The organism is Corallococcus sp. AB030, from assembly GCF_003668965.1.
In the GTDB taxonomy this organism is placed as follows: Bacteria; Myxococcota; Myxococcia; order Myxococcales; family Myxococcaceae; genus Corallococcus; species Corallococcus exiguus.
Genome location: NZ_RAWQ01000133.1, coordinates 1 through 22786, shown reverse-complemented (window position 1 = coordinate 22786; position 22786 = coordinate 1). Strand labels below are relative to the sequence as shown.

The 22786-nt window shown below is 70.6% G+C and carries 22 protein-coding genes; 10 read left to right on the top strand and 12 right to left on the bottom strand.

Translation table 11 applies throughout. From position 1 onward, the window contains the following. Positions 1-3: 3 nt before the first annotated feature. Entirely contained in the window at positions 4-696 is a 693-nt protein-coding gene (locus D7Y15_RS27610) for an SIMPL domain-containing protein (RefSeq protein WP_120577984.1), read from the bottom strand. An 82-nt stretch (positions 697-778) separates the two neighbouring features. Here D7Y15_RS27610 and D7Y15_RS27605 point away from each other — a divergent pair, with 82 nt between their 5' ends. The 4 genes from D7Y15_RS27605 (at position 779) to D7Y15_RS27590 (ending at position 4391) form a co-directional block, all read left to right on the top strand. Beyond that, on the top strand, positions 779-2029 hold the full coding sequence (locus D7Y15_RS27605; protein ID WP_121754445.1) for an MFS transporter: 1251 nt from the start codon (positions 779-781) through the stop codon (positions 2027-2029). 135 nt (positions 2030-2164) lie between these two features. Continuing rightward, entirely contained in the window at positions 2165-2956 is a 792-nt protein-coding gene (locus D7Y15_RS27600) for a hypothetical protein (RefSeq protein ID WP_120577986.1), read from the top strand. A gap of 176 nt (positions 2957-3132) precedes the next feature. Continuing rightward, entirely contained in the window at positions 3133-3885 is a 753-nt protein-coding gene (locus tag D7Y15_RS27595) for a hypothetical protein (RefSeq protein WP_121754444.1), read from the top strand. A gap of 146 nt (positions 3886-4031) precedes the next feature. Beyond that, positions 4032-4391, top strand: coding sequence for a GFA family protein (locus tag D7Y15_RS27590; RefSeq protein ID WP_120577988.1), 360 nt, complete (start codon positions 4032-4034; stop codon positions 4389-4391). 10 nt (positions 4392-4401) lie between these two features. Here D7Y15_RS27590 and D7Y15_RS27585 read toward each other — a convergent pair whose 3' ends face one another. The 5 genes from D7Y15_RS27585 to D7Y15_RS27565 form a co-directional block, all read right to left on the bottom strand. Further along, positions 4402-4845 carry a hypothetical protein gene (locus D7Y15_RS27585; protein ID WP_121754443.1) on the bottom strand — a complete coding sequence of 148 codons (444 nt, stop codon included), beginning with the start codon at positions 4843-4845 and terminating at the stop codon, positions 4402-4404. A gap of 32 nt (positions 4846-4877) precedes the next feature. Then, on the bottom strand, positions 4878-6029 hold the full coding sequence (locus D7Y15_RS27580) for a zinc-dependent alcohol dehydrogenase (RefSeq protein ID WP_121754442.1): 1152 nt from the start codon (positions 6027-6029) through the stop codon (positions 4878-4880). An 81-nt stretch (positions 6030-6110) separates the two neighbouring features. Continuing rightward, on the bottom strand, positions 6111-6806 hold the full coding sequence (locus D7Y15_RS27575) for a DNA-3-methyladenine glycosylase (RefSeq protein WP_199745990.1): 696 nt from the start codon (positions 6804-6806) through the stop codon (positions 6111-6113). 53 nt (positions 6807-6859) lie between these two features. Beyond that, complete coding sequence (locus D7Y15_RS27570; protein ID WP_120577991.1) at positions 6860-7348, bottom strand: hemerythrin domain-containing protein; 489 nt, start codon at positions 7346-7348, stop codon at positions 6860-6862. An 81-nt stretch (positions 7349-7429) separates the two neighbouring features. Beyond that, a complete protein-coding gene (locus D7Y15_RS27565) occupies positions 7430-8944 on the bottom strand; it encodes an FAD-dependent oxidoreductase (protein ID WP_121754440.1) in 1515 nt (504 codons plus the stop codon). 226 nt (positions 8945-9170) lie between these two features. Between D7Y15_RS27565 and D7Y15_RS27560 the strand changes: the two genes are divergently transcribed. The 4 genes from D7Y15_RS27560 to D7Y15_RS27545 are packed head-to-tail and all read left to right on the top strand — an operon-like array spanning position 9171 to position 12704. Next, positions 9171-9389, top strand: coding sequence for a hypothetical protein (locus D7Y15_RS27560; protein WP_120577993.1), 219 nt, complete (start codon positions 9171-9173; stop codon positions 9387-9389). 4 nt (positions 9390-9393) lie between these two features. Continuing rightward, a complete protein-coding gene (locus D7Y15_RS27555; RefSeq protein WP_121754439.1) occupies positions 9394-11508 on the top strand; it encodes a PAS domain-containing sensor histidine kinase in 2115 nt (704 codons plus the stop codon). Continuing rightward, complete coding sequence (locus tag D7Y15_RS27550; protein WP_120577995.1) at positions 11505-11915, top strand: response regulator; 411 nt, start codon at positions 11505-11507, stop codon at positions 11913-11915. The genes D7Y15_RS27555 and D7Y15_RS27550 overlap by 4 nt, the downstream gene beginning before the upstream one ends. A 30-nt stretch (positions 11916-11945) precedes the next feature. Then, positions 11946-12704, top strand: coding sequence for a GvpL/GvpF family gas vesicle protein (locus D7Y15_RS27545; protein ID WP_121754438.1), 759 nt, complete (start codon positions 11946-11948; stop codon positions 12702-12704). A 3-nt stretch (positions 12705-12707) separates the two neighbouring features. On the opposite strand, the gene D7Y15_RS27540 is transcribed toward D7Y15_RS27545, so the two are convergent. The 5 genes from D7Y15_RS27540 to D7Y15_RS27520 all read right to left on the bottom strand — a co-directional run bounded on the left by D7Y15_RS27540 (position 12708) and on the right by D7Y15_RS27520 (position 18988). Next, complete coding sequence (locus tag D7Y15_RS27540; protein ID WP_120577997.1) at positions 12708-13991, bottom strand: hypothetical protein; 1284 nt, start codon at positions 13989-13991, stop codon at positions 12708-12710. Continuing rightward, entirely contained in the window at positions 13988-15859 is a 1872-nt protein-coding gene (locus D7Y15_RS27535) for a Gldg family protein (RefSeq protein ID WP_121754447.1), read from the bottom strand. Before D7Y15_RS27535 ends, D7Y15_RS27540 begins: the two co-directional genes overlap by 4 nt. Then, on the bottom strand, positions 15856-16578 hold the full coding sequence (locus D7Y15_RS27530; RefSeq protein WP_014394402.1) for an ABC transporter permease: 723 nt from the start codon (positions 16576-16578) through the stop codon (positions 15856-15858). The genes D7Y15_RS27535 and D7Y15_RS27530 overlap by 4 nt, the downstream gene beginning before the upstream one ends. Continuing rightward, a complete protein-coding gene (locus D7Y15_RS27525) occupies positions 16575-17501 on the bottom strand; it encodes an ABC transporter ATP-binding protein (protein WP_121754437.1) in 927 nt (308 codons plus the stop codon). Before D7Y15_RS27525 ends, D7Y15_RS27530 begins: the two co-directional genes overlap by 4 nt. Before the next feature lie 71 nt (positions 17502-17572). Next, on the bottom strand, positions 17573-18988 hold the full coding sequence (locus tag D7Y15_RS27520) for a TIGR01777 family oxidoreductase (protein ID WP_121754436.1): 1416 nt from the start codon (positions 18986-18988) through the stop codon (positions 17573-17575). A 32-nt stretch (positions 18989-19020) separates the two neighbouring features. Here D7Y15_RS27520 and D7Y15_RS27515 point away from each other — a divergent pair, with 32 nt between their 5' ends. Beyond that, positions 19021-19986: an L-threonylcarbamoyladenylate synthase gene (locus tag D7Y15_RS27515; protein WP_121754435.1), complete on the top strand. Its 966-nt coding sequence runs from the start codon at positions 19021-19023 to the stop codon at positions 19984-19986. Here the strand turns inward: D7Y15_RS27515 and D7Y15_RS27510 are convergent, their stop codons facing one another. Next, complete coding sequence (locus tag D7Y15_RS27510; RefSeq protein WP_148712886.1) at positions 19987-20694, bottom strand: hypothetical protein; 708 nt, start codon at positions 20692-20694, stop codon at positions 19987-19989. 190 nt (positions 20695-20884) lie between these two features. Here D7Y15_RS27510 and D7Y15_RS27505 point away from each other — a divergent pair. After that, on the top strand, positions 20885-22786 hold a 1902-nt coding region (locus D7Y15_RS27505), incomplete at its 3' end, for a hypothetical protein (RefSeq protein ID WP_148712885.1).

The window sequence follows — 22786 nt, the reverse complement described above, 5'->3', positions numbered from 1 at the left end:
GACTCAGGACTCGGGGGCCGGGTGCGTCTGGAACTCCGCGGTGGCCATCACGTGCACCTTCTTGCGGTGGGACACGGGGAAGCCCAGCGAGGCCGTCCGCTTCACGCTGTAGCTGCCCGACGGGGCCATGGGCATCACGTCCTCGTTCCCGCCTCCGTAGGCGCCGCCGTGGTTCCCGAAGGCCCGCGACTCCCAGGTGCGCTCGGAGAAGCGGTGCAGCCCGGCCACCGTCACGCCCAGCCCGGCGGCCACGCGGCGCGCCTTCTTCACCGACTCGCGGGCCAGCGCCTCCAGCCAGTCCTGCCGGGCCTCCGGCTCGTGCGTGTAGCCCCACTTGAGCTCGCGCAGCGTCGCCTGCTTCAGGCCGGACAGCGCGGCGAGCACGTCCCCCACCCGGGCCATGTCCACCAGGCGGATGCGCACCGTGTAGAGGGCGGACGAGGAGCGCGTGAGCAGCCCCTCCTGGGTCTCCGCCTGCACGGACTGGAGGGTGAAGGCCGAGGCCTGCACGCCCAGGTCCTCCATGAGGCGCACCAGCGCGGCCACCTCCTTCGCGTTGGCGAAGGCCGCGTTGCCGGTGAAGAACGAGGACGCCTTCACATCCACCACCGCGTCCACGTGGTCCGCCTCCAGCTCGTGCTCGGCGGACAGCTCCACGACGATGATTCCCGACTCGGTTGCGGCTCGCTCCGGCATGCGACTCCCTGGGAGTGACTGGAACGGCGAGTATAGGCCCACGACTCAGGCCAGGGGGCGTGCCTATGCTCGCGCCACGACCATGCGACGCATCCCGTCCCGGCTGTGGCTGTTGTGCGCGCTGTACTTCGTGCAGGGGCTGCCTTTCGGCTTCCAGGTGACGGCGCTGCCCGTCTACCTGCGCACGCGCGGCGTGTCTCTGGCAGCGCTGGGGTTCGCTGGCGCGCTGTCGCTGCCATGGATGCTCAAGGCGCTGTGGGCCCCGCTGGTGGACCGCTACGGCTCCGCGCGCATCGGGCGCAGGCGTTCGTGGATTCTCCCCATGCAGGCGGGCCTGGCCCTCGCATGCGCGGGGGCGGCCTTCGCGGCGGGGCAGGACTCGCTGCCGCTGCTGTTGGGCCTCATCTTCGTGATGAACCTCTTCGCCGCGACGCAGGACATCGCGGTGGACGGCCTGGCGGTGGACCTGCTGCGTCCGGAGGAGCTGGGCCTGGGCAACACCGCGCAGGTGGTGGGCTACAAGCTGGGCATGCTCACCGGCGGCGGCCTGCTGGTGTGGGCCAGCGCGAGCATCGGGTGGTCCGGGCTGTTCCTCGTCATGTCGGCGCTGTGCCTGACTGTCTTCACCATCGTCCTCTTCGTGCGCGAGCCGCCTCCGCGCGAAGCCGAAGGCCCCGAGTCAGCGAAGCTGGACTGGCCCGCGCTCTGGGCACGCATCAAGTCCGCGCTCACCGTGCCGGGCACCGGGTGGCTCTTGCTCTTCATCGGCACGTACAAGCTGGGCGAGACGATGTCCGACGTCCTCTACAAGCCCTTCCTCGTGGACGCGGGCTTCACACCGGCGCGCATCGGCCTGTGGGTGGGCACGTGGGGCACCGCCGCGTCGCTCCTGGGGTCCACGTGCGGTGGGCTCCTCGCCGCGCGATTGCCGCTGCTGCGCGCGGTGGCCCTCACCGGAACGCTGCGCCTGTTGCCGCTCGCGGGGAGGTGGCTGCTCACGCAGGCGGGCGTCAGCGACGCGGGCGTGCTGGGCGTCACGCTCACCGAGGAGTTCTTCGGCGGCGCGCTCACCACCGTGATGTTCGCGTTCATGATGTCGCGCACGGACCGGCGCATCGGCGCCACGCACTACACGCTGCTGGCCAGCGTGGAGGTCGCGGGCAAGGCCCCCGCCGGGCCGTTGGCGGGCCTGCTCGCGGATCCGAAGTTCGGCAACCTGGGCTACGGGAACATGTTCCTCCTGGGCGTCGCGCTGTCCGCCGCGTTCCTCGCGCTGCTCGCGCCCCTGCGCCGCAACGTGCCCACGCCCGCGGCACCGCAGCCCGCATCGTGAAACATTCCAGCCTCGCGACACGCTGATTCACGGGCGTGAGCGCTGTCAGGGGAGCGTGGTACTGGCCACCGAGTCGTCCGCGGTGCCCCCCTTGAACGCGCGCCCGTGACACGGGCCGCGAATGAAGAGGTCCCCATGAAGACCCTGTCGATGACGTCGCTGCTGAGCGGTCTGGCCCTGTTCGCCGCTCCGGCGGCCTTCGCCTCGTCCACCACCAGCATCCCCGCCTTTGAAGCGAGCATCTCCACGGCGCAGGGCCCCTTGAGCCCCGGTGGCGCGACCATCCTCCGCTCGGAGCTCCGGACCGCGATGGAGGCGTTCATCTACGACACCGGCGGCCCCCAGGGCGTGGACAGCGCCGAGCGCGCCTACCTCACCACGCGCCTCAACGACACGCCGTTCCAGCAGTCGCTGACGGGCACCGCGGCGAAGTACTACGCGGACTTCTACGAGCTGAACGACGCGACCTTCACGAGCTACCCGCTGTACCAGGGCTCCGTCGCCGGCACCGCCGCGTCGCTGTTTGGCGCCACCGGTCCGCTGGCGTCCAACGCGGACATCCGGGAGGGCTACATCCCCAACGGCCAGGGCATCGCCAACCAGGCCACGCTGGGCACCGCGTTCACCACCTACTTCGAGCCGCCCGTCGGCCCCTTCCAGCCCATCACCGTGAAGGAGCTCATCGAGCGGCTTGGCACCACTTCCATCAAGGGCAGCACCCCCAGCGTGGACGAGGTGGAGGGCGCGGTGGCCTACATCACGCAGATTTCGCGCAACAGCAACCGGCTGTACGTCGCGGACTGGACCTGCCGCCGGTGCAGCTTTTCGCCGTGGAACACGCGGGGCTACGTCATCGCCGCGGTGAGCACGGACCGCCGCTTCGTGCGCATGGTCTCCGTGTGGACAGCGGACTTCGGGAACGACTGATGCGACGCACCGCCGCACAGCGGACGTCCTGAAACATTCCAGTCCCGCGACACGCTCTTTCACGAGCGTGTCACGAGCGCGCGTGTCACCGGAACCTCACGCCGGATGTGTCAGGGGAGCGTGGTACTGGCCAGCGCGTCGCTCGCGGTACTCCCCCTTGAATGAAGAGGCTCTCCATGAAGACCCTGTCGATGAAGTCGCTGGTGGGCGCCCTGATGCTGTTCTCCGCTCCGGCGTTCGCTGACTCCACCACCAGCATCCCCGCCTTCGAGGCGAGCATCACCGCCGCGAAGAGCGCCAGCAGCCCCGGCGGCACGACCGTCCTCCGCTCGGAGATCCGCAACGCGCTGGACGCGTTCCTCAACGACGTCGGCTATGGCGTGGACAGCGCCGAGCGCGCCTATCTCACCACCCGCCTCAGCGACACGCCCTTCCAGCAGTCCATGACGGGCACCGCGGCGAAGTACTTCGCGGACTTCCATGAGGTGAACGACACGCTCCTCACGGGCTACCCGCTGAACCTGTACCCCGTCGCCCAGACGCCCGCGGTGCTGTTCGGCGCCACCGGCTCGTTCTCTTCCGCGCGCATCTACGAGGGCTACATCCCCAACGGCCAGGGCGTGGCCAACCAGCAGACGCTGGGCGAGGCGTTCAGCAACGCCTTCGGTCCGCAGGCCAGCATCTTCGAGCCCATCACCGTGCGGGAGCTCATCGGGCAGCTCAGCGCGTACAGCTACAACGTGGACGAGGTGGAGGGCGCGGTGGCCTACATCACGGCGATTTCGCGCAACAGCAACCGGCTCTACAGGACGGGCTGGAGCTGCCGCGGGTGCGGCGCGCCGAGCTACACGCAGGGCTTCGCCATCGCGGCGGTGAGCACGGACCGCCGCTTCGTGCGGATGATGTCCGTGACGACGTACGCGGACTGACGTGACGCACCGCCGCAAGCGCGCCGGGACGTCACCTGCGCGCTTGCGGTCCCCGCCGCCTCCGTTCATTGATGCGCGTCACACGCACCGGGTGGGCGGAAGCGCGCTTCCGGCCCGGGCATCACGCAGCACCGGGAGGAAGCACCATGGCGGAGATGAAGACGTATACGGGTGGCTGCCACTGTGGACAGGTCCGCTACGAGGCGACCACGGACCTGGCGCAGGTGGTGAGCTGCAACTGTTCCATCTGCCACAAGATTGGCGCGGTGCTGACGTTCGTCCCGCCGGAGCAGTTCAAGTCCCTCTCCGGCGCGAACGTGGTGCAGACCTACCAGTTCAACAAGAAGGTCATCAACCACCTGCACTGCCCCACCTGCGGCGTGGAGTCCTACGCCACCGGCAAGGGCCCGGACGGCAAGGAGATGTTCGCCGTCAACCTGCGCTGCCTGGACGGCCTGGACCTGTCCACGGTCACGCCCTTCCCCTACAACGGCCGGGACGCGTAAGCGCCCCCGCTCACGCCCGGCGGCCCCGCCACATCAGGCCCCCTGCGACGAGGACCGCCGCGGAAGGAGCGGCCCACGGAAGGGACTTCCGCAGCCGGTGCTCCCAGACGTCCACCCGGTCCGCCAGCATCAGCAACATCCAGTGGCCGGGCTTGTGGTCGGGCTTCGCGTAGGCCGCTTTTCGCAGCAAGCCGCTCAGCCCCTTCGGAGGCTGGGCGGTGCCGAACACGGGCGGCATCTGCTTGCGGCCGGCGTGCTTGAACACCGGCACCTCCGCGTGCTGGAGCGCGATGGGCGCGCGAGCACCCGCCAGCGGCTTCGGCGCCGTCTCCATGGGGACGCCCGGACGGTTGGCGGGGTCCTGGTCCACGGCCGAAGTGGGGTTCGCTTTCGCCCGCGCCTTCGCGTGGCCGTTCTTCGCGCGGCTCGATTTCCGCGTCGTCTTCTGGGGCATGACGTGCCTCCTGTAATGGCGAGTGGTGTCTGTCAGGCGTGGCCGTGCGGCATGAGTACGCACTTCACGCACCCGTCCTGCTTCTGCGCGAACAGGTGGTAGGCGTCCGGCGCCTGCTCCAGCGGGAAGCGGTGGGTGATGATGCTCTTCGCGTCGATGCGGCCCTTCTGGATGTGCTCCAGCAGGTGCGGCATGTACCGGCGCGTGTTCGCCTGGTTCATCCGCAGCGTCAGGCCCTTGTTCATCGCGGTGCCAATGGGCACGAAGTTCCACGGGGGCCCGTACACGCCGATGATGGAGACGTTGCCGCCCTTGCGCACGGAGTTGATGCACCACTCGATGACGGTGGGCGCGCCGGCCTCCAGCTTCAGTCCCAGGCCCAGCACGCGGTGCGCGCGCGAGCCTTCCGCCTCCATGCCCACCGCGTCGATGCAGACGTCCGGGCCGCGGCCGTCGAACAGCTCCTTCAGGTGCAGGATGATGTCGCCCACCTCCTTGAAGTTCACCGTCTCCACGTTGGCGAACTTCCGCGCGAACTCCAGGCGGTACGGCACGTGGTCCACCGCCACCACGCGGCCCGCGCCCATCAGCCACGCGGACTTCATCGCGAAGAGGCCCACCGGGCCCGCGCCGAAGACGACGACCGTCTCGCCGCCCTTGATTTCGCCCATCTCCGCGGCCTGGTAGCCGGTGGGCAGGATGTCGGAGAGGAAGAGGACGGACTCGTCGTCCATGTCGTCCGGAATCTTCATGGGCCCCACGTCCGCGAAGGGCACGCGCACGTACTCCGCCTGCCCGCCGTCGAAGCCGCCCGTGGTGTGCGAGTACCCGTAGACGCCGGAGGCCACGTCGCTGCCGGGGTTGCTGTTCTCGCAGTTCCCGGTGAGGCCGCGCTGGCAGTAGAAGCAGGTGCCGCAGGAGATGTTGAAGGGCACCACCACGCGGTCGCCCTTCTTCAGCTGCGACACCTCCTTGCCCACCTCCTCCACCACGCCGGTGAACTCGTGGCCGAAGGTGCAGCCCACGCGCGTGTCCGGCACCAGGCCGTGCAAGAGGTGCAGGTCCGAACCGCAGATGGCGGCGCGGGTGACCTTGAGGACCACGTCCTGCGGATGCTCGATGCGCGGGTCCGGCTTCTGCTCCACCTGGACGCGATAGGGACCTTGGTAGGTGAGTGCACGCATGCGCGGGATTCCTCCGTCCCTAACGGGTGAGGACGCCCGCGCGCCAAGGCAAGGGACGGTGCGCTCCCGGCCCCTGCTCGGCTAGCCGCCCTCCGGCGGTGCGAAGGTGCCCACGGGCTTGTCCGCCGCCCGCCACAGGTACCAGCTCACCACGCTGCGATAAGGGCGCCAGCGCTCGCCGTACGCCAGCAGCGCCTTGGGCTTGGGCTGTTCCTTCAGGCCATGCAGCATCATGAAGCCCTTGCGCACGCCGAAGTCGTCCACGGGGAGGATGTCCGGCCGGCCCAGGCGGAAGATGAGCAGCATCTCCACGGTCCACTGGCCAATGCCGCGCACCTGCGTGAGGTGCTCAATGAGGTCCGCGTCGGACATGCGGCGCACGCGCGCGAGCGGCGGCACCGTGCCGTCCACCGTCTTGCGCGCCAGGTCCTGGATGGCCAGCAGCTTGTTCGCGGACAGGCCGGCCTCGCGCAGCGTGGTGTCCGGCAGCGCGAGCAGCTTCTGGGGCGTGAAGCCCTTGCCCTGCCCCACCCGCTCACAGACGCGGCCGAAGATGGTCGCGGCCGCGCGGCCGTGGAGCTGCTGGTAGACGATGGAGTGCGCCAGCGCCTCGAAGGGGCTGTGCAGCGGGGACCGCTCGAAGCGGAACGGGCCAATCGTCTTGAAGAGCGTGCCCAGGATGGGGTCCGCGCGTACGAGGGCGCGGCGCGCGGCGGGCGTGAAGGCATCCGGCAGCAACACAGGGGTGGAAACAGGAGCGCGCGGCATGGGCCGCATGCTGCCCGGCCCCACGCCACGCGCAACCCCCGTGTTGCTTCGGACGCGCCGCGCTAGATGGGCGCGGCCCGCTCCGTCTCCTCGGGCACGTCGTTGCGGGGCTCGCCCTCCATCAGGGAGTCGTATTCCTCCTCCAACTGGATGCCCAGGTCCTCCAGCTGATCCTTGGTCAGGATCTTCCGCGCCGCCTTGAAGAGGTCCTTCTCCTCCTCCTCGACGTGGTGCTCCACCTGCTCCTGGAGGACCTTCATCTTCGCGTCGAACTCCTCGTCGGAGGGCTCCATGTCCAGCAGGTCCGCGATGAGGCGCTTGACGGCGAGGTGCTCCTCCACGGCCTCGCGCAGCTCGTCCTCCGTGTCGTCCTTCTTGATCGCCGGATACAGGTACAGCTCTTCAATCTTCGCGTGCGCGCCCAGCCGGTCGGCGATCTGCTCGAACAACTCCTGGCGCTGGTCGTCCGCGTGGTCCGCCAGCTTCTCGTACTTCTTGAAGAGCTTGGACACCTCTTCGTGCTGCTGCTTGATCAGTTCCAACGCGTTCATTCCCTGCCCCCTGAATGAAAGTGGATGTGCAGAGAGATGGGGGTGGGACCGCCCGAAAGGAAGCCCACCCGCACGCACTTCTCACTTCATCGGCAGCTTCACGGACGGCAGGTCCTTGAGCGCGGGGCCGTTGAGCACGCGCCCGGTGGGGCTGAAGCGGCCGCCGTGGCAGGGGCAGTCCCAGGAGCGCTCCGCGTTGTTCCAGTGCACGTGGCAGCCCAGGTGCGTGCACACCGGGGACACCGCGTGTGGCGTGCCGTTCTCCTCGCGGTAGACGGCCACCTTGCGGCCATCCACCTCCAGGATCTTTCCCTCGCCCGGCGCCACGTCCGCCAGGTGGTGTCCGTCCGGCCTGGCAAGCCGGTCCGCGACGAAGCGGAAGGCCACCTCCGCGTTCTCCTGGATGAAGTCCTTGGCGCCGGCCTTGGGCTTCACCCGGCCCGCGTCGTACAGCGCGGCGTAGGGGTTCTCGTTGCCGAGGATGAGGTCCGACAGCACCATGCCCGCGAGCGTGCCGAACGTCATGCCCGTGCCAGAGAAGCCCGTGGCCACGTACACGTGGCGGCTGCCCACGTTGCGGCCGATATAGGGCAGGCCGTCCGCGGACTCGATGACCTGGCCGGACCAGCGGTGCGTGATGCGCTTCACGGGGAATCGGTCGCGCGTGTACGCCTCCAGCGCCGCGAAGCGCGCGGCGGTGTCCTCCTCGCTGCCGACCTTGTGGTCCTCGCCGCCCACGATGACGAAGGACACGCCGTCCACCCGCTGCGTGCGGACGTAGTGATACGGGTCGCGGCTGTCGTAGTACTGGCCCGGCTCCAGCGGTGCGTCCAGCGGGGCCGCCACCGCGTAGGTGCGGTACGGGTAGAGCTTGGTGTGCATGGCCACGCGGTTGAGCGGCGTGGTGGTGGCCTCCACCACCGCCTTCGCCGTCACGGTGCCCAGCTCCGTGACGACGCGGCAGGGCGTGCCGTCATGGATGTCCACGACCTTGGTGTTCTCGAAGAGGTGGCAGCCATCGCCGGGGATGCGGTCCGCGAGCGCGAGCAGGTACTGCCGCGGGTGGAACACCGCCTGGTCCTCCACGCGCAGCGCGCCCTTCACCGGGAAGGGCAGCGGCAACTCCTTCGTGTAGGACGCCAGCAGTCCGGCCTGCCGCGCCGCGGACACCTCGTGCAACAGGTCGCGCAGCTCGGCCTCTGTCTCCGCGTAGCGGAAGCCCGGCACGCGGGTGAAGCCGCAGTCGATGGCGAGCGTCTCCACCAGGGACGCAATCTGTTCAATGGCGGCGCGGCTGGACGACGCGGCCAGGTGCGCGCCCTTCTCACCGAAGTCCTTCAGGAGCGTGGTGTACGGCGTGTCCAGCAGCTCCGTGAGGTGCGCGGTCGTCTGTCCCGTCTGGCCGGAGAGGACGCGGTGCATCTCCAGCACGGCCACCTTCTTGCCGGCGCGCTTGAGCAGCCAGGCGGTCGTCAGGCCCGCGATGCCCCCGCCGATGATGGCCACGTCCACGTCCAGGTCGCCCGGCAGGGAGGGGAAGTCCCGGGGAAGCGTCGTCACCGTCCAGAGGGATTTGTGCTGGCGCTCTTCATTCATGCTGGAAGGCTAGGAATCCGCTTCCCAGGGCATAAGCCATGCCTGCCGAGCCCCGCCCGGCCGGTTGCCCAGCGCCGGGTGTATGCGACCCAACAGAGCTTCGCCCCGGGTGTTGGTCAGTCAGGGGCCGGGCGTGAACGGGGCTGGGGTGCGACGGCACCAGCGCGTTAGAACGGCCCTTGGACCCGAAGGTCCGCGCCGGGCGGACCCAAGGAGCATGCGCCGAATGCCCGTGGAACGCGTGGCTGGCGGGGCCAGCCTGGTGGACGTGCTGGACCGCCTGCTGGACAGGGGGTTGCGCTTCGACTCGCCGGCCCTGGAGGTCCTGGGCCGCCCCTCTTCTTTGGAGGGGGAGGCGCGCATCGTGGTGGCATTTTCGGAGGTCCGCACCGCAGACTCGCTGGAACGCGGTCGTTCCCCGCGTCCCCCTTCACCCGGAGCGTAAGGTCGTGGCGTCTCCAGCCCCGCTGCCCCCCGCCGAAGCCGACCCCGGGGCGCGCCTCGTGCTCGCCGAGCACCTGCTCGCCTGCGAGTCCGCCGTCGCCTGTGCGCGAGCGGTCGTGGAGTGGCTCGCGCGCAGGCACGGCGCGTCCACCGCCTGTGTGGGGCCGGGGGATGGCGCGGGTGCGTCCGTGTGCCTGGCCAGTGAAGGGCTGACGGGCGCGCAGCAGGCCGCGCTGGCCCGGGCATGGGACACGCAGGGCTCGCCGCTCGCTGGCTTCCGCAACCGGCCCGGGGCGCGGTGGCTGGCGGCGGACGCGGTCGAGGGCGCGGCGATGCCCGGTGGGTTCCTCGCGGTGCCGCTGGGCCGCTCTGGAGCGCCCGCGGCCGCGCTGCTGGTGGTGGGGCTGCCCGGCCCGGCCGTGCCGGAGGACGTGGCGTGGGTGGCGTCGTGCGCGGGTCCGCCCCTGGCCCGGCAGCTGGCCTCGGATGCGCGGGCGCCGCGCCGCCCGGAGCCGGACCGGCTGCTGCGCCGGGTCATCAACGCGGTGTCGGACCCAGTGCTGCTCACGGACACGGACGGCACGCTGCTCTTCGCCAACGCCCGCGCGGAAGGACTGCTGGTGGCGGGCCCGGACGCGAGCCCCGGCCGCACGCGCGCCGTGGAGCTCAACCAGCGCCTGTTCCGGGAGACGCTCGCGCAGGGAGGCACGTCCGTGCACCGGCGCGAGGTGCCGCTGGTGGATCCGCTGGAGGGCATGGACCTGCTCTTCGAGCTGGTCACCACGCCGGTGCTGGCGCCGGACGGGCCGTCCGTGGTGGTGAGCGTGCTGCGCAACCTGACGGACCTGGGCCGCGCGACGCAGGCGCTGGGGGAGAGCTACCGGCAGCTGCGCGCCACGGAGCGCGAGGCCCGGAGCGAGCGCCACCGCCTGGACCGGGTGCTGGACTCGGTGGCGGACCCCATCATCCTGACCGACCCGGCGGGCGGCATGGTGATGATGAACGACCCGGCCGAGCGCCTCTTCGCGTGGCCTCACGAGGAAGGCCCCGGCGGCGAGTCCACGCTGCGCCGGGTGCGCGCCAACGACGCCCTCTTCGCGTCCTTCCTCGCGAACCTGCTGGGGCCGGTGAACGCGAGCGTGTCACGCTGGAAGAGCCAGCTGACGCTGGACGACCCGTCCACCGGCGCGCCCGTGCCCATGGAGGCCATGGCCAACAAGGTGCTGGGCGACGGGGGCGAGCTGACGGGCATCGTCACCGTGTTCCACGACCGCACGGAGGTGCTGGAGCGGGCGCGGCTGCTGGAGCGCGTGAAGGAGGTCTCCAGCGAGCTGGAGGCCCGCGTGCAGTCCGCCACCGCGGAGCTGGCGGAGCAGAACGAGAAGCTGCGCCGTCAGGCCATCCAGCTGGAGCAGGCGAGCGCGGCCAAGTCGCAGTTCCTGGCCAACATGTCGCATGAGTTCCGCACGCCGCTGAACGCCATCCTCGGCTACACGAACATGCTGCTGCAGGGCGTGTCCGGGGAGATGACGCCGCCGCAGCGGAGGAACCTCACGCGCATCGACTCCAACGGGCGGCACCTGTTGGAGGTCATCAACGAGATATTGGACATCACCCGCATCGAGGCGGGGCGGATGCCGCTGCACCTGTCGGACTTCGGAATCCCGGAGCTGCTCCAGGAGGTGATGGCGGAGATGGACCCCATCATCGCGCGCAGCAAGCTGACGGTGGACACGCGCCTGGATGAGGGGCTGCCAGGGGTGTGGAGCGACCGACAGAAGGTGAAGCAGATCGTCCTCAACCTGTTGTCCAACGCGCTGAAGTTCACGCACGAGGGCGGCGTGCACGTGGCGGCGGAGTATCAGAACGGCACCGGCACCGTGGCCATCTCGGTGAAGGACTCAGGCATCGGAATCGACGTGTCGAACCAGGAGAAGATCTTCGAGGACTTCCAGCAGGTGGACAGCTCGCCCACGCGTGCCTATGGGGGAACGGGCCTGGGCCTGTCCATCTGCCGCCGACTGGCCGACATGCTGGGGGGACGCGTCTCCCTCCAGAGTGCGCCGGGCCAGGGTTCGACCTTCACCCTGCACTTTCCAAGACGTGCGAGACGGACATGACCAACACCCCGGAAAAGACAAAGCCGCTCGTGCTGGTGGTGGACGACTACCAGGATGCCCGGGAGATGTACGCGGAGTACCTGGAGTTCTCAGGCTTCCGCGTGGCGGAGGCGAAGAACGGCCAGGAGGCGTTGGACAAGGCCTTCGAGCTGGTGCCGGACGTCATCCTGATGGACCTGTCGCTGCCGGTGATGGACGGCTGGGAGGCGACGCGCCGGCTGAAGGGCGACGCGCGCACGAAGGGCATCCCGGTGGTGGCGCTCACGGGGCATGCGCTGAAGGGCCACTCGGAGGACGCGAACGAGGCCGGGTGTGATGCGTACGTCACCAAGCCGTGCCTGCCGGACGCGCTGGTGGACCAGGTGAAGAAGATGATCGCCCTGCGCGAGGCGGCATCCACGCGCTGAAGCCTTGGCTGCACGGAAGGGGGGCACGTCATGACGACGAAGACCCAGGCGGAGTCCTCGCGCGAGGGACGGGCACACTACCTCTACGGCATCGTGCGCGAGGACAGCGGATGGACGCTGGACCTCGCGGGGCTGGATGAGGCCCCGGTGCGACGGGTGCACGAGGGCGGCCTCACGGCGCTGGTGTCCGAAGTGGCGGGCCCCCGGGTGGTGCCCACGCGGACGTACCTCCTGATGCACCAGCGCGTCACGGAGGCCGTGGTGCGCGAGCACACGCTGGTGCCGGTGGCCTTCGGGACGGTGCTGCCGTCGGAGGAGCGCGTGCGGGAGTTGTTGCGCGTGGCGCGCGCGCCGCTGAGCCGGGCCCTGTCCGAGCTGGAGGGCCGGGTGGAGCTGGGGCTGAAGGTGTACTGCCACGGCGACGCGCTGACGCGCAGGTTGCAGGAGACGCGGCCGGAGCTGGCGCGCGGCCCCGCCGAGCTCGAGGAGGACCACGAGGCTCGGCTGGAGGCGGCGCTGCACGACTGCACCCGGAAGGACCTGGACGGGCTGAGGGCGGGCCTGCGGCCGTTGGCGGAGGCCACGCACGAAGCGCCGCCGCTGGGTGAGAGGATGATGCTCAACACGGCCTGGCTGGTGGACCGCACGCGGGTGGCCGCGTTCGAGGCGCGGGTGCAGTCGCTGGTGGCGCGGCTGGACGCATACACGTTCCGGTTCACGGGGCCGTGGCCGGCCTACAGCTTCGTGGACGTGCGGTTGGACGTGGAGGCGGAGTCCACCGCACGGTGAGCCTCAGCGCGGCGCGGTGAGCTTCGCGGCGTCCTCGGCCAGGAGCTCCAGTCCGCCGCCCATGCGCGTCCAGCCGGCGGTGAACTCCGTGCGCGCGTACCACGAACCGTCCGGCGTCTTCGCCATGGAGAGCTCGCCCACGGGCTTGCCGGCGCGCTGGTATTCCACGCGGAAGGCGGGCGTGGGGGCCGGGCCCGGAGGGGCTTCGCCTCGGCCCAGGAGTTCCACGGGGGTGAGGCGCCACAGGCGGTCATGCCAGTTGCGGGCGAAGTCGTCCGGAGTGCCGGGGGCGTCCACGGGCGACAGCTGCACGGCGCCTGGCGATTTGCCGCTGGCGACGAAGGCGCGGGACGTGGTGCCGGTGGAGATGACGATGTGGTCGAAGCCGTCCACGTCGAAGGTGTGCAGGCGCCGGTCCACGAGCCGGCTGGCCGCGGCCTCCAGGTCCGGCAGCAGTCCGGGCCCGAGGAGGAAGACGTGCCCGTCGGTCGTGCGCTGGAGATAGGGGGCGCCCCAGCCCGAAGCGGGCGTGGCGAGGCGGAACGTCTTCGGAGTGCCATCCAGCGTGAGCGTCAGGCCGCGCTCCGTCTTCGCGAGGCCGATTTCGTCCAGCTTCTTGTCGTCCAGGACGCCCAGGTCCCGCTGCGCGCGCAGCGGAGCGAAGCGGGAGAACAGCTTCAGCGCGACGTCGTTGCCGCGCAGCTCGCGGGGCGGAGAAACCGGGGCGGGGCTCGCGGGTGTCCCCGCGTCGGCGGAGGCGTTCGCGACTGCGTTGGCGCGAGGCTCAATCCCCGCGTCGGTGGTCACCGCGAGCGCGACTGCGTTGGCGCGAGAGCCAACCCCCGCGTCGGTGGTCATCGCGAGCGCGCCTGTGTTGGCCCGAGGCGCGACCCCAGCGTCGGTGGTCTCGGTGAGCGCGCCTGTGTTGCCGGCACTTGCTGGCGAGTTCGCGCCAACCTGCGGGCCTGCGTCGAACGTCACGTGGGCCAGTGCTCCCGCGTCGAGCGCGGCGCTGCCCGCATCACTGGCGACTCCAGCTTCGGCCCCCGGCTTCGCGGGCTTGTTGCCCAGGCGGACCCAGACGGTGTCACGGTCCTGGGGGTCGCGGAACAACTCCACGAAGCGCGACTCCTCGTCGTACCGGATGCGGTCGAGCGCGCTCGCCTGCGCGTCCTCCACCGTCACCTCCCCCTGCGCACGCGAAGGCTCGCGCTGCCACACGAAGAACGCGGCCACGAGCGCCACGCCCGCCAGCACGCCCTGCACCGCCACGTCGCGAGCCTTCATCGCGCACCTCCCACCACCGCGGTGCTCCGGGGCGCACGCCGTCCACGCCGCCGCGTCACGAAGAAGCCCACCGCCAGCACCGCCAGCGGCATCCCGAAGACCGTCGCGTAGAACCACACGACATCCTGCGAGCGCGTGTGCTGCAACGGCACGTCCTCCTCGCTCGTCGTCACGCCGGAGAGCGCCTCCTCGCCAGAGAGCCAGCGCAGCGTGTCCACCGCGAGATACGCATTGCCCACGTTGCCCAGGATGCCGTCACCCAGCGCGTCCGCGTCCGCCATCACCACCGCGCGCGGAGCGGGCTTGCCCTCCGCGGCGGGCCGCTCCACTGCCACCACCAGCGGCCACGCCTTCGTGACCTCGCCCGGCTCCGGCTCGAAGTCGCCATTGCGGTCCGCGAACGTCTCGCCCTGCGCACGCACGCTCGTGTCCAGCATCACGCCGGGAAAGGGCGGCGTCAGCGGCTCCAGCGCCGTCGCACCCATGAAAGCCACCGCGCCCTGTGAGCCCAGCGCGGACAGCGACGTCACCGACGGGTGCGAGGAGAAGCTCGCCGTGCCCAGGTTGGCCCGGTCGCTCAGCTGACGCGTGGTGCGGAAGTACACCCGGTCATTCGCCAGCGGCACGCGCAGCGACTTCAATCCCATCGGCTGGAGCAGCGGCTCCAGCGCCGCGCCATCCGGCTCCAACGCGATCCACAACCGCCCTCCCCGCTCCCAGTACTCGCGCAGCGCGGTGGCCTCTTCCGGAAGCAGCTCGCGCGTGGGCCCCAGCACCGCAACCATCGCCGCGTCGCCCGGCACCGCCGAGCCCAGCCCCTCCGCCACCGTGAGCGTGCGCACGTCCACGTTCTGCGCGCGCAGCAACTCCTTGAACTGCGCCACCGACGGCCGGGCCGCGTCACCCTGCACGGGCCGCGTGTCGGCGCGCTCCCCATGGCCTCCCGTGAGGTAGACGATGCGCTGGGGCTTCGCCACCGCCAGCAGCCGCCGCTGCACCTCCGCGTCCAGCCGTTGGAGCTGCCCGCGCGCACGCTCTGGATCCAAGCCCAGCGTGAGGATCTCCTTGCGGGCCCCCCGCGACAGCACCACGGAGCCGTTGTTGCTGACGCCCAGGGCCTTGCCGCGCGCGGGCTCCACCGCCTGGTCCAACGACTCCACGCCCAGCTGCGGACTCTCCGGCTCCAGGTCGCGGAAGTACTGCCGCACCGCCTCGCCCACTTCGTTCGCGGGCGGGAAGAAGAGCGTCACCTGCAAGGGTTCGTTGAGGCCGCGCACCAGCTTGCGCGTCGCATCGCCCGGCTTCGCGGTCCGGAAGTACGACAGGTCCCAGGTCGGATCCGCTTGCGTCGCCACGTACGTCGCCGCGAACGCGAACACGATGACGAACGCCATGCCCAGCCCTGAGAACAGCGCGCTCTTCACGCGCCCCGTCTCCGGCACCTGCGCCCGAGCCATCGCCACGAGCGCGGCCTCCACCATCGCCAGCGGCACGAGCGAGCACAACAGCAGCGCCGGGAACAGCACCGCGAGCACCACCGACAGCCTGGGCGACGAACGCGACAGCGGCTCACCGAGGAGCGCCGTCCCCACGTCCCCCTTCACGAAGTAGAGCACCAGCGCGGCCAGCCCCACGACGTACAGCGTGAGCACCCACCGCTCCAGCGCGCGCCGGTCCGCGGGCGCGGCGATCATCCGCACCGCGCGCCACGCCGTCGCCGCCACCACCACGGCGGTGCCCAGCGACGCCAGCGCCACGCGGCCAGAGCCCACGCCCAGCACGCGCTCCGCGAGGAACACGGCCACGAGCCCCGCGACGAACGCCCCCGTCGCGGCGAGCCCCGTCCCGAAAGAAGCCGGCGAGCTCATCGCCACCTCCGCGCTTCCAACACCCGCGTCGCCGCGAACAGCGCCACGTAGGTGACCACCAGGTAGTAGACGACGTCCCGCACGTGGATGAGCCCTGCCTGGAACGGGGGGAAGTGCTGATTCCACAGCGACATCGCGCTGAAGACGTCGGACAGCGGCTGCTCGGTGATGCGCGCCAGCAGCCAGCACAGGATGAGCGCCACCAGCATCACCGCGGAGAAGATGGCCGCGAGCAGCTGGTTCTTCGCGAGCGACGACCCGAACGTGCCCACCGCCAGCGACGCACTGCCCAGCAGCAGCAACCCCAGGTAGCCCGCGGCCACGTGCCCGAAGGACACCTTGCCGTTCACCAGCACCAGCAGCGGCATGTAGAGCGTGAGCAGCAGGTACAGCGCCAGGAACGCGAGCCCCGCCAGGAACTTGCCCAGCACGATGTCCCGGTCCCGCACCGGCGACGCGTACAGCAACGGCAGCGTGCCCGTCTGGCGCTCCTCCGCGACCAGCCGCATGGACACCAGGATGGCCGCCACGATGGTGAACCCGCTGGAGTAGTAGAAGAAGCCGGACAGCACCTCCGCGGAGCGCTTGCTCGCGCCGCCCAGGGCGTACGCGTTGAAGAACAGCCCGTTCACCGCGAGGATGATGGCCAGGATGACATAGCCGCTGAGCGTGCGCAGGTAGCCGGCCAGCTCGCGGCGAGCAATCAGGAGCGCCTTCACGCCTTCACCTCCTGCCCATGCGTCAGGCGCAGGAACAGCGCCTCCAGCTGTCCTTCGTTCGCGTCCAAGCGCAACAACTCCAGGCCCGCGCCCACCACCGCCCGCGCCACCTGGGGCCGAAAATCCGGCGCCGCCGCGACCTTCAGGGCCAGCACTCCGCCCGCCCCTTCCCGCACCTCCACCGCGCCGAAGCCCTGCAATGCTTCGAGCGCCCGAGCCCGGTCGCCCCGCACCTCCAGCACGATGGACGGGCCGCCCAGGCTTCGCGACAGCTCCTCTTCACTGCCCTGCGCCAGCAGCGTGCCCTTGTGGATGATGAGCAGCCGGTCACACGTCTGGGAGATTTCCGGGAGGATGTGGCTGGACACGAGCACCGTGTGCGCGCCCTTGAGGCCGCGGATGACGTCGCGCATCTCCACGATTTGGAGCGGATCCAGACCGCTGGTCGGCTCGTCGAGGATGAGCAGCGCGGGCTTGTGCACCAGCGCCTGCGCCAGTCCCACGCGCTGGCGGTAGCCGTGGCTGAGCGTGGAGATGACCTCGCCGTGCACGTCGCGCAGGCCGGTCTTCTCCTCGGCCTCGCCGACGTGGGACGCGGTGGCCTTCGCGGGCACGTCGCGCAGCCGGGCGACGTAGGCCAGGTACTCGCCCACTGTCATCTCCTCGTAGACGGGGGGCACGTCCGGCAGGTAGCCGATGCGCTGGCGCACCTCATGAGACTGGCTCACCACGTCGTGCCCGTCGATGACGACGCGGCCCGAGGTGGGCAGCAGCACGCACCCCAGGATTTTGAGCGTCGTCGACTTGCCGGCGCCATTGAGGCCCAGGAAGCCGATGACCTCGCCCTGACCGATGGTGAAGGCCAGGTCCCGGATGGCCGCGTGCTCGCCGTAGAACTTCGTCAGCCCTTCGACCTGGATCAATCAGGACTCCTCGAAGCGAGGGGAAACGGCGCACTTCTGTCGCCCCTCCCGAGGAGTGTCAAGCACGGGGCTTACCCGTGGCGGTATTCGGCGCCGTCGGTGGTCCGGCCCAGTGTGAAGCGCAGCGTCTCCTCCAGGCCGGGGAGGAGGAAGGAGAAGCCATGGGCCTGGGCCACCGTGGGCAGGGCATGGGTGCTGGACAGGAGGGTCTCCTCGCCCATCTGCCCGAACACGGTCTTCACCACGGCGGCGGGCAGAGGGAACACCGCGGGACGGTGGAGCACCTTCCCCAGCACCTTCGCCAGCTCGCCCTGTCGCACCGCGTTCGGGGACACGGCGTTGAGGGGCCCCTGGATGGACGGGGTGAAGATGGCGAACTGGATGAGCCCCAGCACGTCCTCCAGGGACACCCAGCTCAGCCACTGCCGTCCGGAGCCCACGGGCCCGCCGCCGCCCGCCTGGGTCGCGAGCGCCAGCTTCGCGAGCGCCCCGCCGCGCGCGTCCAGCACCACGCCGATGCGCAGGTTCACCACGCGGATGCCCGCGTCCTGGGCGGGTTTGGTGGAGGCCTCCCACTGGCGCGTGACGTCCGCGAGGAAGCCGTCGCCGGAGGAGGACGTTTCGGTGAGTTCCTCGTCGCCCCGGCTGCCGTAGTAGCCGGTAGCGGAGGCGCAGATGAGCACGCGCGGCTTGCGGGTGGCGCGGGCCAGCGTCTCACACAGCAGGCGGGTGCTCTCGGTGCGGCTCTTGAGGAGCTCCTGCTTGCGCTCGTCGGTCCACCGGCCTTCGCCCACGTTGGCGCCGGACAGGTGCACCACGGCGTCCACGTCCTCCAGGCCCGCGGCGTCGACGGTGCCCTTGTCGGGAGCCCAGGAGATGTCTCCGCGCGCCGCGTTCGCACGGCCGCGCACCAGCCGCTTCACTCGGTGGCCGCCGGTGGTGAGGAACGACGCCAGCGCGGAGCCCAGCATGCCGGACGCACCGCCGATGGCCACGGTGAGCGGGCCCTCGTTCGCGAAGGCTCCATGGCGGCGCAGGTCCGAGCGAGTGAGCGAGTGGCGGTACGCGAACATGCGTTCCAGGCGCTTGCGCGCGTAGCCACCGCCGAAGGTGTCCCCCAGCGCGCCCACGGGCAGTTCGTACTGGATGGCGTCTTCCAGGACGGAGGCCTGGGGGCCCGAGGGGTTCATGCGGTGGTCGTGGATCCACTTCGCGAACGGGCCTTCACGCTGGGTGTCCTGGAAGGAGGAGCCCTCCACGTAGGCGGTGTGCTCGGCGACCATGCGCTGGGGAATGGGGCCCAGGTGGAGCTTCACGACGACGTGGGCGCCGGAGCGGATGCCGTCGCCGGAGCGTTCCACGACTTCCGCGGTCTCCCAGGGGGGCGACAGGCGTTCGAAAGCCCCCTCGCGGGTGTGCCAGGAGAAGAGGTCGGCGGCGGGGACCGGCATCTGGCTGTGCGCTTCGAAAACGTGCGGCTTGCCCATGGTTTCTCCAGGGGAGACAGTGCGACCCGAGCATGCTTACTCCCGACCTCCTCGACCGTGCAGTCGAATTGCTGCGGCACGGCGGTGTCATCGCCCTGCCAACAGAGACGGTCTACGGCCTCGCGGCCAACGCCGAGGACGAGCTGGCCGTGCGCCGCGTCTTCGCCATCAAGGGCCGGCCGGCGAACCACCCGCTCATCGTCCACATCCCGGATGAGGAGTACCTGCCGGAGTGGGCCCGCGAAGTGCCGGACGAAGCGAAGGCACTGGCGAGGGCGTTCTGGCCGGGTCCGCTGACGTTGGTGCTGCGGCGCACGTCGAAGGCCACGGACGCGGTGACGGGAGGCCAGGACACGGTGGCGCTGCGGGTGCCGGGACACTCCGTGGCGATGGAGGTGCTCGAGCGGCTGGGAGGAGGCGTGGCCGCGCCGAGCGCCAACCGATTCGGCCGGGTGAGCCCGACGACCGCGGAGCACGTGCAGCGAGACCTGGGCGACGACGTGGACCTGGTGCTGGACGGAGGCCCGTCCACGGTGGGCGTGGAGTCGACCATCGTGGACCTGTCCTCCGGAGCCCCCGCGATTCTCAGGCCCGGAGGTCTGGCGACGGAGGACATCGAGCGCGTGCTGGGGCGCAAGGTGCCGGTGCGCACGTCGACCACGGTGCGCGTGTCCGGTTCGCTGGAGTCGCACTACGCACCCAGGGCGGGCGTGGTGCTCGCGGAGCCACATGAAGCGGTGCAGCGGGTGGAAGCACTGCGCGCGCAGGGATTGCGAGTCGGGGTCCTGGGCCCCGCGTCACTGTCATTGCCTGGCGATGTGCAGCGCTTCGACGTGCCGGGAGAACCGGCGCAGGCCGCACGAGTCCTCTACGCACGACTCAGAGAAGCTGACGAACAGGGCCACGACGTGCTCGTGGCCTGTCTGCCCGCCGCGAGCGGCCTGGGCATCGCCGTGCGAGACCGACTGTCCCGCGCGGCGGCGCCCCGCGAAGGCTGATCAGAGCTCCTTCACCAGGTCCTGCCGCGCCTTCGCGGTGTAACGGCCGATGAGCCCCGCGCGATTGGGCGCGTACTTCGCGCTCTCATACTGGATGGCCATGATGCCCCGGGCCGGCAGCGTCCACTGCGTCAGGTTCACGTGGCTCTCGAGCGAGGTCCACCGGTTGAGCACCTTGAACGCCCCCTGTCCCGCGAGCGCGCTCTCCAGGGTCGCCGCGGAGGCAGTCCCGTCCGCCTCCTGCAGCGGCGCCAGGTCCGCGGCGAAGCGCACGGGAACGTCTCCCCACTTCACCTGCCGCTTCACCTCACGGGCCGTCTTCGGCTCCCCGAACTTCCGGGTGAGCAGGTCCCGCATCAGCGTCTGGAAGGTGCGCGGGTCCGCCACGTCCTGGAAGAAGACGTCCACCGCCGCCAGCCGGTTGTCCAGGAACCCCAGCGCCACCTCCGCTGGCATCTCCGCGATGGTGGTCTTCAACCGCAGCGTTCCATCCGGGGCCACGCTCGCCTCGGGCAGCGCGGCACGGACCTCGTCCGGCGACATCCCCCAATGGGCCGTCTGGAACCCCTCCGTGCTCCGGTAGGTCTTGTCCGCCGCATCACGAATCGCCTGCCGCCGCTCCAGCGCGGAAGGCTTGTCCGGATTCGACGACGCACAGCCCGCCGCCAGGCCCAGCACCCCCAACAACCCCAAAGCCCCAAGCTTCATCTCATCGCTCCATCTGCAGTCACGGGCCTCTCCCCATGGAGGCCTCCATCGCAGGCATCCCCGCGCTTCGCAGTGTGCGGACATAGAGGAATACGGAGGGACTCCGGAAGCTGGGTCGCCAGACGCCCGGGGGCTTGCGGCCAACAGCCCAGGTCGCCCAGGCTCTCTTCCTGGAGAGGGGAACAACCACATGGGCATCGCCACGGGGTGGTTATGGGTCGTCCTGGCCATGGCATCTGGCGCGCGGCCGGGGCCTTCCGCCGAAGCCGTGTGCGGGCTCTCCGCGCTCCACACCGCCGAGCAGGCCTTCTTCGCGGAGAAGGACCGCCACGACCTCCCCGCGGTCGTCGGCTTCCTTCCCCTGCCCTGCACCGACGGAACCCGGCCTCCCGCGCCGGAGTCCCACTCCGTCGGCGGCTGCCAGTTCGTCTTCACCGTCCTCGAAGCAGGCCGCGCTCCAGATGCCACCCTGAAGCTCGAAGCCCGCGGCGTCACTCCCGCCACGCGGAACCTGCGCTTCCTGCTGGATGGCCGCGACGGCTTCATCACCCGCGCGGACTCCAACACCCGCGTGGCGCCCGTGGACTGTGACGCCTGGAGGCAGGCGGCGGATCCGCTCCTGCGCTACCACGAGCTCGTCGCGGAGCACGACTGCGTCACCGGCCCCTACGCCCCGAAGCATCCCTGCACCGAGGCCCTCACCCAGCTCGTGAACCTCGCGCGCAAGGGCGTGGGCGTCGCCAGGAAGGAGTACGACGCGCACCCCACCGCGCGCGAGCTGTATCCCTTGAGCCCGCCAACGCCCGCCATGCTCCTCTGCGGCGTCACCGCGTCCCCCGAGCAGCGCGCCCAGCACGCGGACCTCCTCACGAGCCAGGGCAGCCTCCTGGACGTGGTGCTCCAGCCCGGCTGCCGGGATGCCGGTCTTCGCGCGGGCATCCCCCTCCTGTTCAGGGACGGGGCCTGCCCGGGCCCTCACTGTCTGCAGCTGATTCGCCTGGCCCAACGCCTTCGTCTGCCTGAACGGTTCGGCGTCCTCGAAGGTCGCGCCGAGTCGCTGGTCACCTGGCTCTGGGATCAACCCGCCGGGCTCCAGCACGACTTCCTGCGAGCCGCCACGGACCGGGGCTCCGACAGGGTCGACGCGCTCCTGCTGCTGCATCAAGGGGCCTGGCCCAGCCTCCAGGCCCTGACCACACCTCCGCTCACGCCCCTGGAGAATGCGTGGCTCGAACGCGCCCACCGTGAGCACCCCACCCTGGCTCCCATCGTGGGTCTGCTGCGCGAGCAGCAACGAAGCCACCCCGCCACCGATGCGGCCTTCGAAACCTGGGCACGAACCGTCCCCTGCCCCCAGCTCCACGATGCCCGGGACGTGGCCCTCTCCGCGGCGCGGCTGCGCGCCATCGCCCAGACCCAGGCGCGCTGCCCGGGAGACTCCGTCTCGGTCCTGTCCCGCCACGTCGCGAAGCTGTCCCCCAGGGAGCTCATCGACGTGCTCCAGCCGCTGACCGGGGCGCAGCTGCGCATGCTGCGCACGGAGCTGGGCCTCAACGACCCCGCACGCGCGGAGGCCCTGCTCGACTGGGTGATGGAGCGCGACACCGGCCTGCTCGACGGGCTGACCGCCACGCCCGCCGTCGTGACGAAGCTGCTCACCCCACCCCACGCGAACCGGCTGGGCGGACGCGAGGCGGTCCTCGACCTGCTGCTGGATTTCCAGCGGAGCCCGCGCATCACGCCGACCGACGAGGGCATGCTCCACCTGATGGCCGAGGCCCTGAAGGGCACGCCTTCCGCGGCCCGCGTCAGGAACATCGCGGAGCGGAACCTGCTCCCCGAGGACCGGCAGCGCTTGCTGTCCCATCTTCTCCACGCCCGGGACCCACGGCTCCAGGCCGCCGCCGCCGCGGGGGCCGCGGATTGGAAGGCCTCCGATGGCATCACCGCCCCCGCGGCACGGGCCTGCCTGGCGGAGGCCCGCGTCACCCTGGAATGCATGGCCACCCGGTCCAGGCCCCTGGGCCCGCCCCCTCCAGGGACCCGGCAGTTCCTCTTCGGATGCGGCACGGGGCCCCAGCCGCCTCCGGCC

Coding starts and splice junctions, on each gene's coding strand:
- D7Y15_RS27610 (WP_120577984.1), bottom strand. CDS start 696: ATGCCGGAGCGAGCCGCAACCGAGTCGGGAATCATCGTCGTGGAGCTG.
- D7Y15_RS27605 (WP_121754445.1), top strand. CDS start 779: ATGCGACGCATCCCGTCCCGGCTGTGGCTGTTGTGCGCGCTGTACTTC.
- D7Y15_RS27600 (WP_120577986.1), top strand. CDS start 2,165: ATGAAGACCCTGTCGATGACGTCGCTGCTGAGCGGTCTGGCCCTGTTC.
- D7Y15_RS27595 (WP_121754444.1), top strand. CDS start 3,133: ATGAAGACCCTGTCGATGAAGTCGCTGGTGGGCGCCCTGATGCTGTTC.
- D7Y15_RS27590 (WP_120577988.1), top strand. CDS start 4,032: ATGGCGGAGATGAAGACGTATACGGGTGGCTGCCACTGTGGACAGGTC.
- D7Y15_RS27585 (WP_121754443.1), bottom strand. CDS start 4,845: ATGCCCCAGAAGACGACGCGGAAATCGAGCCGCGCGAAGAACGGCCAC.
- D7Y15_RS27580 (WP_121754442.1), bottom strand. CDS start 6,029: ATGCGTGCACTCACCTACCAAGGTCCCTATCGCGTCCAGGTGGAGCAG.
- D7Y15_RS27575 (WP_199745990.1), bottom strand. CDS start 6,806: ATGCGGCCCATGCCGCGCGCTCCTGTTTCCACCCCTGTGTTGCTGCCG.
- D7Y15_RS27570 (WP_120577991.1), bottom strand. CDS start 7,348: ATGAACGCGTTGGAACTGATCAAGCAGCAGCACGAAGAGGTGTCCAAG.
- D7Y15_RS27565 (WP_121754440.1), bottom strand. CDS start 8,944: ATGAATGAAGAGCGCCAGCACAAATCCCTCTGGACGGTGACGACGCTT.
- D7Y15_RS27560 (WP_120577993.1), top strand. CDS start 9,171: ATGCCCGTGGAACGCGTGGCTGGCGGGGCCAGCCTGGTGGACGTGCTG.
- D7Y15_RS27550 (WP_120577995.1), top strand. CDS start 11,505: ATGACCAACACCCCGGAAAAGACAAAGCCGCTCGTGCTGGTGGTGGAC.
- D7Y15_RS27545 (WP_121754438.1), top strand. CDS start 11,946: ATGACGACGAAGACCCAGGCGGAGTCCTCGCGCGAGGGACGGGCACAC.
- D7Y15_RS27540 (WP_120577997.1), bottom strand. CDS start 13,991: ATGAAGGCTCGCGACGTGGCGGTGCAGGGCGTGCTGGCGGGCGTGGCG.
- D7Y15_RS27535 (WP_121754447.1), bottom strand. CDS start 15,859: ATGAGCTCGCCGGCTTCTTTCGGGACGGGGCTCGCCGCGACGGGGGCG.
- D7Y15_RS27520 (WP_121754436.1), bottom strand. CDS start 18,988: ATGGGCAAGCCGCACGTTTTCGAAGCGCACAGCCAGATGCCGGTCCCC.
- D7Y15_RS27515 (WP_121754435.1), top strand. CDS start 19,021: ATGCTTACTCCCGACCTCCTCGACCGTGCAGTCGAATTGCTGCGGCAC.
- D7Y15_RS27510 (WP_148712886.1), bottom strand. CDS start 20,694: ATGAAGCTTGGGGCTTTGGGGTTGTTGGGGGTGCTGGGCCTGGCGGCG.